Below are 16,940 nucleotides of genomic sequence, written 5' to 3' on the forward strand. Positions count from 1 at the left end.
CTTTTGGTCGTTCTATTGGGGGTGCAAACCCCCATCTTTTTTCTCTTTTGAATCCAGATTCGTCTTCCCAGATTTGATTCTTCTCCTAGTTTTGAGATTCTTATGGACATGGATGAATCTTTAAATGTATTTGGCGGGCCTCTGGTTCCCTGCTCCACAAATCCGCTCACAGGTTTTTTTCGGGATGGTTGTTGTAATACATCAGACGAGGATCTTGGATCCCATACAGTATGTGTTCTTGCAACAGAAGAATTTTTAGAGTCCCAAAAACAAAGTGGGAATGATCTCATCACCCCTTGGCCTCAATATGCATTTCCAGGAGTCAAACCTGGAGAACGTTGGTGCCTTTGTGCATCGAGGTGGTTGGAAGCTTATCGTAATGGGGTAGCTCCCAAAGTTTTTTTGGAATCTACCCACAAACGCGCGTTAGAAATCATTCCTTTGGAGTTATTGGAACGATTTGCGGTGGAAGAAATCGGTTAGTTTGCTTTTAAAGCATCCAAATAGGCTCTTGTGTGTTTGGATGTATTGTGAAGTAATGTTCCTAAAATTGTATGGATAGGGTGATTTGGTTCGTATAGAGTTTCATATTTTGGAATGTCTAAATTCTCCAATTGTTCATCCATTGGATCACCGGCGTCATAAGCTTCTTTACATACATTCCCTCTTAGAAGATCAATTCCTTGCCACTTTACAAAACTTTGTTCTGAAAACTCAGTGATTGAGTTTGCCACAGGATGATTCCAGTTTTTTGTTTCGATCAAATTACGAATTAAATAGTATTGATATTCTTCGATTAACGTATGCCTTCCTGAAATAAAATTAATCATATTATTTTTTGGTGACTGGTAACCAACTATAGATACAAGTTGTACGCCAATTTGTTTTGCAGCACTGACTCTTGGTAATACAGAAGAGTGGTATGGTTGTGTTAGGTCTTGGATGTAATGCAGAGCCCAACCCGCAAATCGATACCCCCAATAAGGATGGCCTGTGCGAAATGCTAATTTGGATAATTCGGTAAATTGGTGGATTCGATATTCGGGATAAGTTTGTTTTAGAAATCCGGCGAGAGCAAAAATGATTCCGGGTTCGTAATAGAAGCCCATATGGAATGGTGCTTGGGAAGAAAACTCAATGGCAGGATTTCCAAATGGTTGGCTTCCGAATCCATAGATTTTTCCAACTTCATGTTCATTGTCTTCAAATAAATACAAATCTAAGTCGTAATCTGGTTCATCTGTTGCAGAAATTAATATCTCATCGGCTCCAATCATTTGGCCTTCTTGTAGAGATAAAAAGATTTCATTCACTAGTTTACCTTTATCTTTCAGGGTTGTGAGACTATCTAAGGGAAGTTTAGATCCTGCTCGTTTTGGAACTGCTTGGATATAAAGTGCAGCTTTATGGTCTGGGTTCACTCGAAGGGCTTTGTAAAAACTGAGAACAAGATCCGCATCTTTTGTTGTTTTTGAAAATTTCAAACTTTCGTTTGTAGGAGTTAGGTGTGGTAACCTTTTTAGTGCCCATTCCTCTGATATAGAAAGAGTTTCTTGGATGGATGACTTTTCTTTGGATAAAAAAGACTTTAAAGATTCTACTTTTACTTTAGGAGTGGGTTGGTTTTTCCAATGATCTTTTAAAATTAAATAGGTGATTCCTGCATGGTTGTTCCAAGAGAAAATTGGCATTGTAAAAGTTAAAATGGCGAGACTAAAGATAAATTGTTTCATAAAATTATTGAGATTCCTTTTTTTGGAAGGTAGTTCCGTTCCAAATGTATTCTGATTTGTAGTATTCGTGGAAGTTAGAGTCTTCAATGTCGAAACTATGAGTTAACTCTTGGATGGTATTCTTTTTTCCTTTTGTAGTTTTTCTTTGTGTTTTAATATCCGCATTTAGTGTTTCATTTGGAAAAACTAACCAAGATTCGGCGCAGGAAGGTGGGTCGCAAGATCCAGGGTTCCAGGAGAATTGTGAAATTAGTTTTTTGTCTGGTGAGATAGTAATCAATTGTTCGTTTGTGTATCCATATTCGATTTCGGAAAAAACCAAGTAAGTTAATCCAAATAAAAATTTGGGGCTGGGTGTGAACTCTGTGGATGGATAAATTTGATGTTTCCAACTTTCGTTGCTAACAGGGCCTACTTCCCATTTGGATTGGGAGAGAAGTTTGTCACCTTGGATGAGTTTTAATTCGATTTTACGAAGTTTAACACCCAAGTTTCTGCATAGGATAGTATGATCTTCGATTGGAAAGGAATAATCGGCAATGAGTCCTCCCCAAATATATCCTGTTTCTTTTTCGGATTTTACCTCGTACCAATATTCTTTGACTGAATCTTGTTCCATGATATGGTTCGTTTTTGCGAGGACGGTAATAGCTGATCCAATTGAAAGTTTCTTTTTCACTTTTGATTTGAGGTTGTCGGCTTCTCTTAGGTTGACATTGTCACCAAATATTTGATAGGTGGAGCCAATGGTTTTTTCATGGATGTAATTATCCCAATGATTTTGTGGGAAGATAGGAAAAACATATAAGAAAACTAGAATGTAGAGTAAGGACTTGTAACCCGACATAGTGTAAAAAATAAGGAACTAAGTCTTAAGAGTCGATCTCTTTTCCTTGAAGGAGGTTTTTTTCGCAGGGGAATCAGTCGACAATGATAGTATAGGTTTTTCATCGAAAAGGATTTTTAATGATACTCGCAGAAGTAATGAAACCATATTCAGTGGAACAAATTCGAATCTTGGAAGAAAGGATGAATGCCTATGAAACTTGGGTATTTGTGCTTGTGCTGATAGTTGCCGTACTTGTCCTAGTGACTGTCATGCAAAGGCTGACGATTGCCAAGTTGAAATCTTTGGAATTATTCAAATCAAAAACCACATCGAAAGATGGTAACGTTGTCTCAAATCAGAATTTGACATTAGTATCAGAAATCTCAGTCCCTGATATTCATACCATCACACAAACACCCATTCATACGGCAATGACCGTCCAAGGAAAGGATTTACCCGATCCTGGAATGGTTTTTAAATATATAGTTCCTATAAATAAAAACAAAATCATTACCATTGGTCAGCGTGAAGGGAATGTTGTCACGCGATCTACTGATGTTTTGGATCACCATCTAACAATCGATATAAATGCATTGGATGTGTCTAACCTGGAAATTTTATCTTATAGTATAGAATTCAGAAGAGAAGGAAAAGTATTAATTCAATTTCCAGGTTCGCGAGATTTTCGTGAGATGAGTATAAAAGAAAAGTTTTATATTACTAAAACATTGACCTTTGATGGCGAACTTTGTTTCGAAACCTTAGACACAAATCATCCTATGCGATTCCGAATTGGAAGTCGGCTTGGCGTAGATGGAAAATTTAAAACTGGTTATTTTGAGTTTCATCTGTTTTCAAAAGATGTTTTTGAGAAAACGAATTCGGGAAACAAACGCATAGAAAAACAGTTTTATTTGAAGTTGGTTAAAATTTTCCCCGGGTATGATACCGCTTCGCAAACGAAAGAGGGATTGGTTCCGATGCTTGCGCGGTATGGGGGTAGGGCGTGAATCTTATCTCCCCGCCCTGAATTGGGTGGGGAACTAGACCCGCCTCCCAATGCACACCTTCTACCATACTCCTTTCATTTCCACAATCCCTTTCGTGAATTTACAGATTTCTTTTCCAAAGAGTTCGCTTTTACATAAGTTTTGATTCTGAATTCGGTCACTCCTCATTTGCAGTCGTAACTCTCGTTTCCGATGGTGTTTCTTTCTTTTGATTTTAAATTTGCAAAGATCTCGTTTGAAAAATAATCGACTTTTTACTTTGTAATTTAACGATCGTAATGTTACCCATGAACCAAACACTTCTAAACCTTGTTTTAGATTACGTATCAAATAATATTGGAACCTTTCATAAAAAAAGAATTCAAAGTTTAGATACTCTTAAATTAGATAAAGTTTTAAGAAGAAAAAATCCATATTTATTCAAAGCAAAATACCAACTCACTTCAGAACAAATTATCAGAAGTTTAATCGATGCTCATATCTCATCTGCAGAAGAAGGAATTTTTGGAGATTGGCTTGAAGAACTCGCAATTTTTGTAAATTCACAAGTTTACGGTGGAAAAAAATCGGGGATCACTGGAATCGATTTAGAATTTGACTTAGATCAGATTCGTTATTTGGTCTCTATCAAATCTGGACCAAACTGGGGGAATAGTAGCCAAATTAAAAAAATGGAATCCGACTTTAAAACTGCTGCCAAAACATTAAGAACCAGTAATTCCGGATTAATTGTTAAGGCAATCAATGGCTGTTGTTACGGTAGAGATAACAAACCAGATAAAGGGGATTATCTAAAACTTTGTGGCCAAAGGTTTTGGGAATTTATTTCAGGTGAAGAGGAATTGTATTCCGAACTGATCGAACCATTGGGTCATACAGCAAAAACTAACGATGATTTGTATCAAGAAGCCTATGCTAAAATGATCAATAAGTTTACCATTGAATTTGGGAAGGATTTTTGTAAAGCCGATGGTGCCATCGATTGGGAAAAATTAGTTCATTTCAATTCAGCTAAATAATTATCAATTTCTTTTTGATTTTGAAAGTTCTTTATTAAGTGATCTTTTGCTAAATTCTTGTTTAAACGACGTATGATCCGTTTTCATATAACGTGAAAATTTGAACTCATCAAACTTTTTGTTTATTTGTTTTCGATTAAGTAAATTTAAAATCATCTTCCCTATATGATAACCAAGGCTTATCGGAACAGCATTTCCTATTTGTCTGTATTGGCTGACAATGGTCCCAAAAAATTCATAATCATCGGGGAATTCTTGAATGCGTTTGTATTCTTGGATGCTGAGAGGCCTGTTCCATTTTGGATGTGCCAAGTCAGTGGCAGGCATCGCAGGATTTGTAACCAATGTGGGTGCCGGTTTATTCCAAGCCAATCTTCGTAAAAATCCAGTTCGTCCGCCGCCAGAATAAAAACTTTTGCCCATTGCTTCTTTTTGTATTTCAATAGGTAAATTTTTCCAATACTGATCTTCTTTTAACATTCGATAATATTTTAATCTTTTTTCGGGGAACTGAATATACGTTTGATCCGATTCTTTTAAATCAGAAGTTACATCACGAAAGGTTCGCCATGTCGGCAAGTTGAACTCACCTGATTCGGAATGTGTTGGTGTTAAATAAGGGATTTCAATATTTTCTCTACTACAAATGATAACAATTCGTTCTCTTTTTTGTGGTGATCCAAAGTTTGCCGCATTGTATAGGTTAAACGATACTTTATACTTTGCCTTCTCTAATAAAAAAATTATAAAATTTAAAGCTCCACCTGGTAGTTCGTTTTGTGCCAAGGCGGGGAACTGCGGCCCTCTATATTGATGTGGTCTGTGATTCAAAGGAGCAGAAAGAAGTCCTCTTACATTTTCGATCACTATAAATTTTGGGTTTAATGAAATTGCTTTTTCAATGAACTCTAAGAACACATTCCCACGTTCGTCTTCAAATCCTTTTCGTTTACCTGCGGTGCTGAAGGCTTGGCAAGGTGGTCCACCGATAACAAGATCAATTTCTGAGTTTGCATCTAAGTTTGCAAATTTACGAATTTCCTCTACAGAATATCCGTTGATATCTCCAATGAGTCCAAGATCAGGATGGTTTAATGTAATTGTTTTTCTAGTATCGGGATCAATTTCACTAGCAAGTAAAACATCAATCCCTGCTTTTTTTAAACCAATGTCCAAACCCATAGCACCTGAAAAAAAACTAAGAGCCACAGGGGATTTGTTTGGTTTTTTACGAGAAATCCTGTCAGGAACATCTGTTTCAATGTTCATCATAATTCGTTTGTCTGATGTGATTTCTTTGGGAATCAACCAAGAGGTTCCGACCATCTCCGCTGGTAGTTTTTTTTTCCTGATGAGAGTCCTCACGTATTGGGGGGAAACAGAAATATAACTGGCGAATTCTTCAACAGTAAAGGTATTCGTTTTTATTTCCACAGGGAAACTAAATCATAGTCCATTATGCTGGTCAACCATTTCCAAAACAAAAAAGCCAAGGTTTCCCTTGGCTTTTCCATCGATCTTTCGAACGAAACTTAATCCGAATCTTTAATTCGATTTAAGCTCTTTCTACGATCATAGACCCTGCGATCCCACCGTGTGCACATGCAGTCACTAGCACTTTTTTCACGTCTTTGTTTTCTTCAAAGTCCATGATAGCGTTGTGAAGGAGTCTCACACCAGTAGCACCAAACGGGTGTCCAATGGAGATGGATCCACCGTTCGGGTTGATTTTTTTCTCATCAAATTTCTTTTCCCAGTCAAGACCAGTTCTAGATTTGATTTCTTCAAGAGCCGCTACTGCAGTCGCAGCAAATGCTTCGTGGATTTCGATGATGTCGATGTTTTCGATTTTATCACCAGTTTCACCAAGTAGTGCAATCGTTGCTTCTGCTTGGCCAAGACCCATAAGGTTTGGATCTACACCACGCATGTTAAAACCATTCACATAAGCTTTTGCAGTAAGACCTAATTTTTTAGCCGCATCTTCTGAAGCTACAATGATACCAGCCGCTCCATCAGAACGTGGGCTTGCATTGAAGATAGAAAGAGTTGGTCCATGAGATTTCTTTAAGTATTTGCTGTATTTTTCTTTGAACTGGTCAAATTTCATTTGAGGATTGTCAAAGAGTAACATTGCACGACCCATACGAGTAGGGTTTTTCACAAGACCTTCACGAAGAAGAACTGCTTCGTCAGCTTGTAACATGTTCCCTTCATCATCTTTCACTTCCATAATATATGGTTTGTAACGACCTTCTTGAGTTGCATCAAAGGCACGTTTGAAAGATTCGTAAGCTACTTTGTCTTGTGTTTCACGAGCAAGCGCGTAGTTTTGTGCGAGAATTTCTGCCGTTACTTGCATACCGAAAGAAGTTTCCCCATCACCAAGTCCGTCTTCTAGTGTATCACGAATTTCCACACCTTCAGGAAGGTCATTTGGAAGAAGTTTTACAAGTGAATCTAAGCTGTTTGTTTTTTTGTTAAGACGTGCATTTTTAACAACAAATGGCATTGAAGTTTGTGATTCTTCACCAATGACTAGGAAAACTTTTCCTTCACCAAGGGAAATACGGCGAGTTGCTTCTGCAACTGCTTCCAAACCAGATACACAGTTGTTTGCTACCGTAAGGCATGGAATTTCCATAGGAAGTCCAAGCAAGTTTGCAATCACACGTGCCGAGTTAGGTGCGTTAGAAAAACCTTCTCCAACGATCACACCGTCAATATCAGTAGGTTTCAAACCACTGCGTTTCATAACTTCTTCACCAACGAGTTTACCAAGGTGGTGACCAGAGTACTGCGAGAGCGCCTTTCCAATTTGAGCAAAAGGAGTTCGTGCAGGTGCTGCGAGTACTATCTTTTGTGTTACTTTCATATAAAATCCCTTCTTCCTTTCTTTAGACTAAAACTTTAGTTACCTTAACAATTACTTCGCAAGCCATTTCATCATCGAACGTAGTTTAGTTCCTACTGCTTCGATGGGGTGGGCTGCATTTTTTTCTTTGAGTTTTTTGTATTCTGGGTATCCAGCTTTTGTATCCGCCATCCAACGTTTAGCGAACGCTGCACCTTTATCTTTTTGGATATCAGTGAGAACGTCTTTCATACGAGCTTTTACACCAGCATCAATGATACGTGGTCCGCTGATATAATCTCCATACTCTGCAGTATCAGAGATGGAATAACGCATACGAGCAAGGCCACCTTCGTAAATCAAATCAGTGATGAGTTTCACTTCATGTAAACATTCGAAGTATGCGATTTCTGGATCGTATCCTGCTTCGGTTAATGTTTCAAATCCACTCATAATGAGGTTTGCAACACCACCACAAAGAACTACTTGTTCCCCAAAAAGGTCAGTTTCTGTTTCTTCACGGAAAGATGTTTCTAAAATTCCAGCTCTTCCTCCACCCACTCCACTTGCGTGAGCAAGGGCACGAGCTTTAGCTTGGCCAGTCGCATCTTGATAAATAGCAATTAAACAGGGAACTCCACCACCTTCTGTGTAAACACGGCGAACCAAGTGTCCTGGACCTTTTGGCGCTACCATATACACGTCTACGTTTTTAGGAGGAGTGATGAGATCGTAATGGATGTTAAATCCATGCGAGAATACAAGAGCCTTTCCTTCAGTAAGGTTTGGTTCAATATCCGCCTTATACATGTCAGCTTGGATTGTGTCTGGAGCAAGGATTTGGATGATGTCTGCTTTTTTAGCAGCTTCCGCAACACTGAACACTTCAAAGCCAGCTTCTTTGGCTTCCTTTACTGATTTAGATCCATCGCGAAGTCCAATAATGACTTTCAAACCAGAATCTTTCATGTTTTGAGCTTGGGCGTGACCTTGGCTTCCGTAGCCAATCACTGCAATGGTTTTACCTTTAAGGAGATTTAGATCGCAACTGTCGTCGTAATAGATATTTGCCATGGATGGGCACACTTCCTGCGGAAAATTTAACTTATTTTTCCATCATTTTTAACTATAAGGAGGGAAACAAGAACGAATTAGGGCGCCTTTCCTTGCTGTCTCCGGACTCCGCGTTCGCTTCGGTCCTTCGGACGGCTAACGCCTCCTTCGCATCAAGGGCGCTTAGTGACATAATATTTTATCCCCTTGGCCCGAAATTCTCTTATCAGGCAAAACGATTGGCATAGGTGATTTCCGCAAATGCGGAAACCCTCCATTGGCGCATGGGAATTTTCACCCTATACTGGACTCATGATGAACAGAATCAATTTAGAATCCGTTGAAAAACTAAACCGTAAAAGGCTCGTTAGGTTTGTTTGTTCCTTGTTTTTGGTGAGTGGTTTGGCATTACTCGGCGGGGGTTGTGTGAGTACCAATGGTTACAATGACTACTATTCGGATAGAACTTACGATGCAAGAGGTCGAGATTTCCGACATTCTCCCTACCATAGCGGTGGATCCTATTACCGACAACCTATGTATAACAACTATCCTTACCAAGGAGGGAGGTCTTCTTTCCAATCTCCCTACAATGGTGGCGGTCACAATCCCTTCCATGTCCCTGCAGGCAGATACCACAATATGGGGAATCCTGGGAAATGGAGATTATAAATCTTGGGGAATTTAAATCCAATTTTACCCTCTTCGGGTTTGAGTGAGATTTTTCATACATTCTATCCGAAGAGAACGAACCCAAACCTCCGATTTGTCTCTTATTTTTACTTTTTTCTTCCTATCTTCGTTTTCCTTTCGTTAGGTTGTGCCAGTCTCCTGCCTCCCGAAAGAAGAGTGTATCCGAATAACCCAGTCACCTTACCGAAAGGAATGGACATCCACAAGTGGATGAATGCAAAGCTGAACCAATACCCAAATAGATTGGGATCTAGCCAAATCAATTATGAAGAGTATAAATTCACTTACTTCCGGAGAGAATCCACAACCCTCGGTTCTTTTCGAGCTTGCACCGGTTTGATTCGAGGTTTGAATTCTGAGCAGGTAGAACTTTACAATCTGGTATCTATGATCAATCACGGTGATTATACAATAAACCGGAGATCGAAAGGTGGCGACCTAGGTCCTATGAGTGAAAAGGAAAGAAACGAAGTCCTTCTGCCTTGTATCGAAGAATTTTTGGAACCACCCAGGAGCAAAGAATGACTGGATAAAAGAATAAAATCACGATCCAACCTTAACCTTTTCGTCGACACTACCCGTATAACGAATGAGGCCAAAGGTCAAATCGTCTTGGATGGCGGTGATTCCTCCAGAAATTTGGATGACCGATTGGAACACCTGATCTCGAATTTCTTTTAATGGTAATCCCCGTATATCGCGAATTAGGTGGAGCAACCTTTCTTCTCCAAACATTTGTAAGGACTCGGGTTCTCTGGCTTCCGTCAAACCATCGGTGAGCATTACAATCAAATCCCCGGTTTCGAGTTGGAATCTTTCTTCTTCTGCTAAGATGGCAAAAATAGGAGTGATGATCCTTCCCATGGGTTTCAAACTTACCAGTGCTCCCGATTTACGAATGATAAAAAGGGGAAAATGGCCGGCTCTGGCAAAAGTTAGTGACCCTGAGTCTGTATGAAGATGGAGTAAACTCGCAGTTACAAAATGTTCCCGAAGGTTAGGAATGATTTGAGTCCGAATGGATTCTAAATTTTCTTTTAGGTCAGAAGGATCTTCTTTCCATTTGTCGAGAGATGTTTTGACAAGAGCACTTAGAAGAGCAGCAGGAATCCCGTGACCCGAAACGTCACAGATAAAAACACCTAACTCTTGTTTTTCGGGTCTCCATACGATATCGTATAAATCCCCACCAACTTTCATCATGGGAATGTTTTTAAAAAGAATTTCGACACCTTCTGGAAAAATTTCTTTTTGAGGAAAAAGAGATTCTTGGATGCGTTTGGCCATATCCAATTGTTTTTCGATTTCCACTCGTTGTTCTTCAATGACGGCGGTTCTTTCTAAAACTTTTTTTTCCAACTCTTCGTTTGCTTTTTCTTTGAGTTCATTTAGAACTTGTAAAGAATTCAACGAAGCTTGTTGGGCACGTTCCCTTTCTCTCGTGGCTGTTACTAAAAAGTAAGCTATCCCGCTGATACAAAACAAAAAGGCATCCAAAAAAATAAGGGAGTCATTGATGGAGAGACCTGTTTCGTCCCGTCTTGCAAAAACACCTTTCCCATCGATGGTAAGTGTAACGGCTGTAAAGGCGAGAACCACTGTTGACAAAGTAGCTCCGAATTGTCTGAACCGAATGCTTGTGACGATAACAAAAGGAATAGGCAAAAAGAGAAGAGGCCATTCATCACTAAAAGCAATGGTTCCCGAAACATAAACCAAAATGATCCAAAGGAGAAGTTCGATTTGTTTATGAAGTTCTAATTTTAGTTTTGCTTTGGGATGGAACCAAACATAAAGTAAAGGGGCAACAATAAGAAACCCCAACATCTCACCTGAGAACCAAGTAAAAAATACATTAAAGTAAAGTTCTGTGGATAAAAAGTCCCAATACCATAAACTTGTCACTCCAAGCACTGTGCTGATGAAGGATCCTGGTATAGTTCCAATACTTAAAAAATAAATTAAGTTCTTTGTTGAATAGATGGGATCTGTTTTTTCTGAGACTCTCTTTATAATTCTATAATTTACATAACTACTGAGAGTGTTTCCGATCCCTATAATAAAAGCTGTTTGAATGTGTGGGTTGTTAAAGAAATTTGCAAGTGTGGCACCTAGATAAATTCCAGGAAGAGCAATGGGTCCGAGGAGAAGTAGGGAAGCAAGACCCACACCTTCTGGCGGCCAAACAGGAGATACTTGGCTATTTAAGAAGGCAATTTTAAATCCAATTTGTGCAGAGATGAAATACCCAATGAAGATGATGGGTGTCCAAATCAAAACTCTTGTATATAGGACAGTCTTCATTCGGATTGAAGCATTTCCCATTCCTCCATTTTGTAAAGAATTTCCGCTTCCATCTTTTGGATTTCTTCAGATATTTTTTGAAGTTCCGTATGATCATTTGCGAATGTACTCAATTTCTTTTCTAATTCCTGTTTAGAGGATTCTAGTTTGGCGATTTCTGACTCTAATTTGGAAAGTTTCTTTTGGTCTTGTTTGGATTTTTGTGGTTTGTCCGAAACTATTGTCGTTTGCAGAACATCTTTTGGTTTTTGGGAACTTTGTTCGTTTTCTAATTCTAAAGAATCGGTTTCTAAAAAGGAAGAAAAGGTTCCAATGTAATGGTCGAGTTTTCCTTCTTTACGAAAGATGAGTAGGCTTTCCGCAGTGCGGTCGAGGAAATAACGATCGTGAGATACGATCACAACTGTACCTGGAAATTCATCTAAAAATGATTCCAATACAGAAAGTGTTTGGATGTCCAAATCGTTTGTTGGTTCATCTAATATTAAAAAGTTTGGCCCAGTCATCAGGATCTGAACGAGAAAAAGCCTACGTCTTTCACCTCCGGAAAGTTTGGCGATGGGTGTGTATTGTAATTTTCCGTCAAAGAGAAACCTCTCCAACATTTTTGAGGCAGAAATTTTTTCTCCTGATTCGGTTTCAATCATTTCCCCAGCAACATCTTTGATGTAATCTAATACATTTCTTTCTAGAGGAAGTTCGGAACTGGTTTGGTCAAAGTATCCCACCTTCGTGTTCATCCCTGGTTTGATGAATCCACTATCGGGCGTAATGCGACCTGCCATTAAATTTAAAAGTGTGGATTTTCCAATTCCGTTGGGTCCAATGATACCGAGTCTTTCTTTTGCTTTGAAGGTATAAGTGAAATCATTGATGAGTAACTTGTCTGCGATTCCTTTTTTCAAATTATGAATTTCTAAAATGGTTTTCCCTTGGCGTTTGGCGGCCACACTCAGTTCTAGATCTTTTTGTATTTCACGTTTTTCTCTATTTTGGAGTTCACTCGCACGATCGATCCTTGCTTTTTGTTTTGTGGAACGAGCTTTTGGTTGGCGTTTCAACCACTTCACTTCTTGTTTTAAAAATTGTTTGATTTTATCTTCTTGTTTTTGAAGGGTTTCTTCTCTTTCCACTTTTCGTTCTAAATAAATAGAATAGTTTCCTTCATAAACAAAATGACTTCCGCGGTCGAGTTCCAAAATTTTAGTTACAATTCGATCTAAAAAATAACGATCGTGGGTGATGAGGAGGATGGCTTTGTCTAGTCCTGCCAGATACTCTTCTAACCATAAAATGGATTTTACATCCAAGTGGTTTGTTGGTTCATCCAAAATCAGTAAGTTACTTTCATCAATGAGAGACTTCGCAAGTTCTACTTTTTTTAGCATCCCACCTGACAACTCAGACATTTTTCTTTCTAACTTCTCAACACCTAACTCTTTTAATATGGATTTTACTTGTTGTTCGTAATCCCATGCGGACAGTCTGTCCATCTCTTGGGAAATTTCTGTAAACTCATCATCTAGCCCTTCTTCACCTTCACTCATTCGTTCGCAAATGTCTTCGTAGCGGCGAATGGTTTTGACAAGTTTGTTATCACCCTTATAAATATGATCCAGAATGGTTTCGTTTTGATCAAAAACCGGATTTTGATCGAGGATAGAAATTTTAAGATTATTGTTTTTGATGATTTGTCCGGAATCCGTTTCTTCTTTTCCAAGAAGGGCTCGGAGTAATGTGGATTTTCCAGATCCATTGATCCCGACAATGGCCAGTTTTTCTCCTTCGCTGATAGAGAAATCAAGGTTTGAAAAAAGTTTTTTTTCGCCGATGGTTTTGGAAAGTTTGGAAACGGAGACTAGCACAATGTCCATGAGATGGAAATGGGGTCATTCGGACAATCTCATTCAATATTTTGTTATGAATGTACATCTGATTTATCGACTTTGTATTGGTTTTTAAGATTTTAGGTTTTTTCGCATTCTCTCCGTTTCACATAACTTCCTTACTGGGTTATATGTTATCGAACGGACAAGATGAATTATACAATTCGATTCTCAGTCGGCAATCCATCCCCGAATCAGTGGTGGGTGGCAAACAAGTGGCCAACCGTTTTTTGGAGGAATTGTTCTCCATCCTGTTTTCAGGATATCATTCTGAACGTAACTTCACTTCCAAAGATCAAATTTCAGACCAGTTGGAACTCTTTCGGATTCGTTGGAAAAACTTACTCGAACCTTATGTTACCTATGCGGACAAAGAACTAGGTCGTGTGGTTGCGTTAGATGATATTTTACATAACTTTGTTGCCAAACTTCCTGGATTGTATGAATGGATGTGGGAAGATGCAGAAGCTGCCTTTTTAGGAGATCCGGCTGCAGAAAGTATCCATGAAGTCATTCTCGCCTATTCAGGGTTTTATGCTGGTGCTGTCCACCGAGTGGCTAATTATTTTTTTAAGTCTTCCTTACCTATTTTTCCAAAACTTTTGTCGGGTGTGGCTCATGAGGCAACAGGAATTGATATCCATCCCGGTGCGGAAATTGGAAGAGCCTTTTTTATGGATCATGGGACAGGGATTGTGATCGGCGAAACCACTCATATCGCAGACAATGTAAAAATTTACCAAGGTGTGACTCTTGGTGCTTTATCGGTAAACAAATCTTTGGCGAAACAAAAACGACATCCGACGATTGAAGAAGGTGTTGTGATTTATGCGGGGGCCACCATCCTCGGTGGTGAAACTGTTATCGGCAAACAATCCATCATCGGAGGGAATGCTTGGATTACCCAAAGCATTCCTCCTTATTCCGTTGTGTATCAGAAATCAGAAGTGAGGGTTAGAAGTTCGAACGAAGTCCAAGGATTGGATTTTACCATTTGAACTAAAACCAAATCGCTAAATCCCAATCCGATTCCGACTTCCTAACCCGTACAACACTCGGATGAGTGCATCAATGTCTTCACAAGAATTGTAAAAAGCAAGGGAAGGTCTCACTGTTGACTCCAAGCCAAATCTTCTTAAGATTGGTTGGGCGCAGTGGTGACCGGCGCGTACAGCAATTCCTTCTTCTGCTAGTTTTTTTCCAATCGCTTCTGTTTTGAATCCATCAATGACAAAGGACAAGACACCTGCTTTGTCTTTGGCTGTTCCAATCAAACGTAGGCCTGGAACCTTTAACAATTCTTTGGTGCCATATTCCAATAGATCTTGTTCGAAGGCTGAAATTTGTTTCATTCCAAATCGGTTTAGATATTCGATAGCAGCTCCAAGGCCAACAGCGTCGGCGATGTTTCCGGTCCCTGCTTCAAATCGAAACGGTGCTTCTTGGAAGGTAGTGTGATCAAAGTTGACATCTTGAATCATATTCCCTCCACCTTGCCAAGGAGGCAAACTGTCTAGAATGGCTTTTTTTCCATAAACCACACCAATGCCCGTCGGAGCAAAGAGTTTGTGACCACTAAACACAAAGAAGTCGCAATCGATCTCCTGAACATTCACTGGCATATGTGATACGGACTGAGCTCCATCCACAATCACAAGTGCACCTACTTTATGTGCCGACCTTGTCATCTCTTCCACGGGCACAACGGTTCCGAGTGCATTCGAAACTTGTGTGATGGACACAATTTTTGTTTTTGAGTTTAACAAACGTTCGTATTCGCTGAGAATGATTTGTCCTGAATCATCTACGGGAGCGACTCGTAACTTTGCGCCTTTTTTAGCACAGACCATTTGCCAAGGAACAATGTTTGCATGGTGTTCCAAATGAGTGATGAGTATTTCATCACCCGATTGGATGTGTTTGTCAGATAAAATATTGGAAAGGAGATTGATTCCTTCTGTGGTTCCTCTGACAAAAACAATTTCTTCAACACTCCCGGCTCCAATAAAACCTTGGACAAGTGACCTAGCTTTTTCATAAGCATCAGTGGATCTTGCTGCTAGAGTATGGGCTGCACGATGGATATTGGAATTCTCATGTAGATAAAAATGAGATAATCTTTCTATCACCGAAGTTGGTTTTTGCGTGGTAGCCGCATTGTCCAGCCAAACCAAAGGTTTCCCATTGACTGTTTCGGTTAGGATCGGAAAATCTCTCCTTGCGGATGCGAGATTCCCACCACCTGACTGCGGTATGTTGATACTAGGGAAAGACTGAAAATCAGAATAGGAAAAACCTGTGTCTGTTAATTTTAAGTCTTCTAAATAAGGTAAGGACTCTTTTGGTAAATTTTGCGAAGGTAAATCGTTTGATGGAAAACCCGCTGTGGGAACGTTACTTCCACCAAACGATTGCAAAACGCCAAACATTTCCTTCGCCATTTTTTCTAATGTTTTTTCATCAGGAAACTGCGACGGGGAACCATTTATGAACGAGTCCGGTTTTAATTTTAAAAAACTCGGATCATTTGTATTCATAATAATTTCCCACATCTACATTGTCGAGTGCAGCAATCGCATCGTCAGTAAGTATGGCCGCTGAGCAGTAGAGAGAAATCAAATAGGATCCAATAGCTGATCGGTTAATTCCCATAAAACGAACAGAAAGTCCCGGAGTTTGTTCTCCTGGTAGGTTGGATTGGTATAAACCTACAACCCCTTGTTTTTTTTCACCAACTCTCAAAAGTAAAATACTAGAAGTTCCTGCAGCAGACTTTGGATTGGTTTCGCCGTTCACAAGAAGTTTATCCGTAGGAATGAGTGGCAGTCCTCTCCAAGTTAAAAACTGTGCACCAAACAGAGTTACTGTGGCCGGTGGAACTCCTCTTCTTGTACATTCACGTCCAAAAGCGGCAATGGCAAGTGGGTGCGCTAAAAAGAAAGATGGTTCTTTCCAAACTTTAGTGATTAAATCATCTAAATCATCAGGAGTAGGAGGTCCCTTTCTAGTGCTAATTCTTTGGTGAGCCGGTACATTTTTTAGAAGTCCATAATCTTCATTATTGATGAGTTCTAATTCTTGTTTTTCTTTTACACTTTCAATGGCTAGTCTTAGTTGTTCATTGATTTGTTCATGTGGAGAACTGTATAAATCGGAAACTCTAGTTTGTACATCAAGGATTGTGGAAATTAAACTAAGAGTGTATTCGCGAGGCTTTTCTTCGTAGTTAACAAAAGTTTCTGGAAGTTCTTGTTCTCCCTTTTGTCCGCAAAGTACATCCACTTGCGTATTGGATTTAACACGGTTGACACGAAGGACACCTGCCTCTAAAGGTTTCCAATCAAGTAACCTAACTAAAAAACGTGGAGTGATTGCACCGTATTGTGCATTTGTTTTTACCGTATTTGCCAGTTGGCGTGCGGCTAAGTCTCCCAAAGCGTGTTGGGTTTGTTCTGCCATAAATGACCTCTTTTTCGGAAATGGATCTTTAATGGTTGAATCATCGCTACAGACCGAATACGAGAATCGATGGCTGGTATGAAAATAGGATTAAGTTTTG

15 protein-coding genes are annotated in these 16,940 nt (G+C 39.4%); 6 read left to right on the top strand and 9 right to left on the bottom strand.

Annotated elements, in window-relative coordinates; translation table 11 throughout:
* Window positions 1–102 precede the first annotated feature (102 nt).
* Window positions 103–483 (top strand): DUF2237 family protein, encoded by a 381-nt coding sequence (locus EHQ24_RS14745; RefSeq protein ID WP_135602319.1) that lies wholly within the window; start codon window positions 103–105, stop codon window positions 481–483.
* On the opposite strand, the gene EHQ24_RS14750 is transcribed toward EHQ24_RS14745, so the two are convergent.
* Both EHQ24_RS14750 and EHQ24_RS14755 read right to left on the bottom strand, forming a co-directional pair.
* Window positions 480–1,733, bottom strand: coding sequence for a phospholipase C/P1 nuclease family protein (locus EHQ24_RS14750; protein ID WP_135602320.1), 1,254 nt, complete (start codon window positions 1,731–1,733; stop codon window positions 480–482). The genes EHQ24_RS14745 and EHQ24_RS14750 overlap by 4 nt on opposite strands.
* A gap of 4 nt (window positions 1,734–1,737) precedes the next feature.
* Window positions 1,738–2,580: an SH3 domain-containing protein gene (locus tag EHQ24_RS14755; protein WP_135602321.1), complete on the bottom strand. Its 843-nt coding sequence runs from the start codon at window positions 2,578–2,580 to the stop codon at window positions 1,738–1,740.
* Between the two features lie 119 nt (window positions 2,581–2,699).
* Between EHQ24_RS14755 and EHQ24_RS14760 the strand changes: the two genes are divergently transcribed.
* Both EHQ24_RS14760 and EHQ24_RS14765 read left to right on the top strand, forming a co-directional pair.
* Window positions 2,700–3,572 carry a hypothetical protein gene (locus EHQ24_RS14760; RefSeq protein WP_135602322.1) on the top strand — a complete coding sequence of 291 codons (873 nt, stop codon included), beginning with the start codon at window positions 2,700–2,702 and terminating at the stop codon, window positions 3,570–3,572.
* Window positions 3,573–3,859: 287 nt separating this feature from the next.
* Entirely contained in the window at window positions 3,860–4,591 is a 732-nt protein-coding gene (locus EHQ24_RS14765; protein WP_135602323.1) for a PmeII family type II restriction endonuclease, read from the top strand.
* A gap of 3 nt (window positions 4,592–4,594) precedes the next feature.
* Here EHQ24_RS14765 and EHQ24_RS14770 read toward each other — a convergent pair whose 3' ends face one another.
* The 3 genes from EHQ24_RS14770 to ilvC all read right to left on the bottom strand — a co-directional run bounded on the left by EHQ24_RS14770 (window position 4,595) and on the right by ilvC (window position 8,519).
* On the bottom strand, window positions 4,595–6,025 hold the full coding sequence (locus EHQ24_RS14770) for a DNA cytosine methyltransferase (RefSeq protein WP_208725785.1): 1,431 nt from the start codon (window positions 6,023–6,025) through the stop codon (window positions 4,595–4,597).
* 121 nt (window positions 6,026–6,146) lie between these two features.
* Window positions 6,147–7,466 carry a thiolase family protein gene (locus tag EHQ24_RS14775; protein ID WP_135602324.1) on the bottom strand — a complete coding sequence of 440 codons (1,320 nt, stop codon included), beginning with the start codon at window positions 7,464–7,466 and terminating at the stop codon, window positions 6,147–6,149.
* Between the two features lie 51 nt (window positions 7,467–7,517).
* The gene (gene ilvC / locus EHQ24_RS14780) at window positions 7,518–8,519 is read right to left on the bottom strand and encodes a ketol-acid reductoisomerase (RefSeq protein WP_015682044.1); all 1,002 of its coding nucleotides are present in this window, start codon (window positions 8,517–8,519) and stop codon (window positions 7,518–7,520) included.
* Between the two features lie 240 nt (window positions 8,520–8,759).
* On the opposite strand from ilvC, the gene EHQ24_RS14785 reads away from it, so the two are divergent.
* Both EHQ24_RS14785 and EHQ24_RS14790 read left to right on the top strand, forming a co-directional pair.
* On the top strand, window positions 8,760–9,170 hold the full coding sequence (locus EHQ24_RS14785) for a hypothetical protein (RefSeq protein ID WP_135602325.1): 411 nt from the start codon (window positions 8,760–8,762) through the stop codon (window positions 9,168–9,170).
* A 177-nt stretch (window positions 9,171–9,347) separates the two neighbouring features.
* Window positions 9,348–9,716, top strand: coding sequence for a hypothetical protein (locus tag EHQ24_RS14790; protein WP_244310440.1), 369 nt, complete (start codon window positions 9,348–9,350; stop codon window positions 9,714–9,716).
* An 18-nt stretch (window positions 9,717–9,734) separates the two neighbouring features.
* Here the strand turns inward: EHQ24_RS14790 and EHQ24_RS14795 are convergent, their stop codons facing one another.
* On the bottom strand, window positions 9,735–11,495 hold the full coding sequence (locus tag EHQ24_RS14795; protein ID WP_135602326.1) for a PP2C family protein-serine/threonine phosphatase: 1,761 nt from the start codon (window positions 11,493–11,495) through the stop codon (window positions 9,735–9,737).
* The gene (locus EHQ24_RS14800; protein WP_135602327.1) at window positions 11,492–13,369 is read right to left on the bottom strand and encodes an ABC-F family ATP-binding cassette domain-containing protein; all 1,878 of its coding nucleotides are present in this window, start codon (window positions 13,367–13,369) and stop codon (window positions 11,492–11,494) included. Before EHQ24_RS14800 ends, EHQ24_RS14795 begins: the two co-directional genes overlap by 4 nt.
* 143 nt (window positions 13,370–13,512) lie before the next feature.
* Here EHQ24_RS14800 and epsC point away from each other — a divergent pair, with 143 nt between their 5' ends.
* On the top strand, window positions 13,513–14,379 hold the full coding sequence (gene epsC, locus EHQ24_RS14805) for a serine O-acetyltransferase EpsC (RefSeq protein ID WP_135602328.1): 867 nt from the start codon (window positions 13,513–13,515) through the stop codon (window positions 14,377–14,379).
* 15 nt (window positions 14,380–14,394) lie between these two features.
* Here the strand turns inward: epsC and EHQ24_RS14810 are convergent, their stop codons facing one another.
* Both EHQ24_RS14810 and EHQ24_RS14815 read right to left on the bottom strand, forming a co-directional pair.
* A complete protein-coding gene (locus EHQ24_RS14810; RefSeq protein ID WP_135602329.1) occupies window positions 14,395–15,918 on the bottom strand; it encodes a family 2A encapsulin nanocompartment cargo protein cysteine desulfurase in 1,524 nt (507 codons plus the stop codon).
* Window positions 15,905–16,840 carry a family 2A encapsulin nanocompartment shell protein gene (locus EHQ24_RS14815; protein ID WP_135602330.1) on the bottom strand — a complete coding sequence of 312 codons (936 nt, stop codon included), beginning with the start codon at window positions 16,838–16,840 and terminating at the stop codon, window positions 15,905–15,907. The genes EHQ24_RS14810 and EHQ24_RS14815 overlap by 14 nt, the downstream gene beginning before the upstream one ends.
* Between the last annotated feature and the right edge of the window lie 100 nt (window positions 16,841–16,940).

This window comes from Leptospira noumeaensis (genome assembly GCF_004770765.1).
In the GTDB taxonomy this organism is placed as follows: Bacteria; Spirochaetota; Leptospiria; order Leptospirales; family Leptospiraceae; genus Leptospira_A; species Leptospira_A noumeaensis.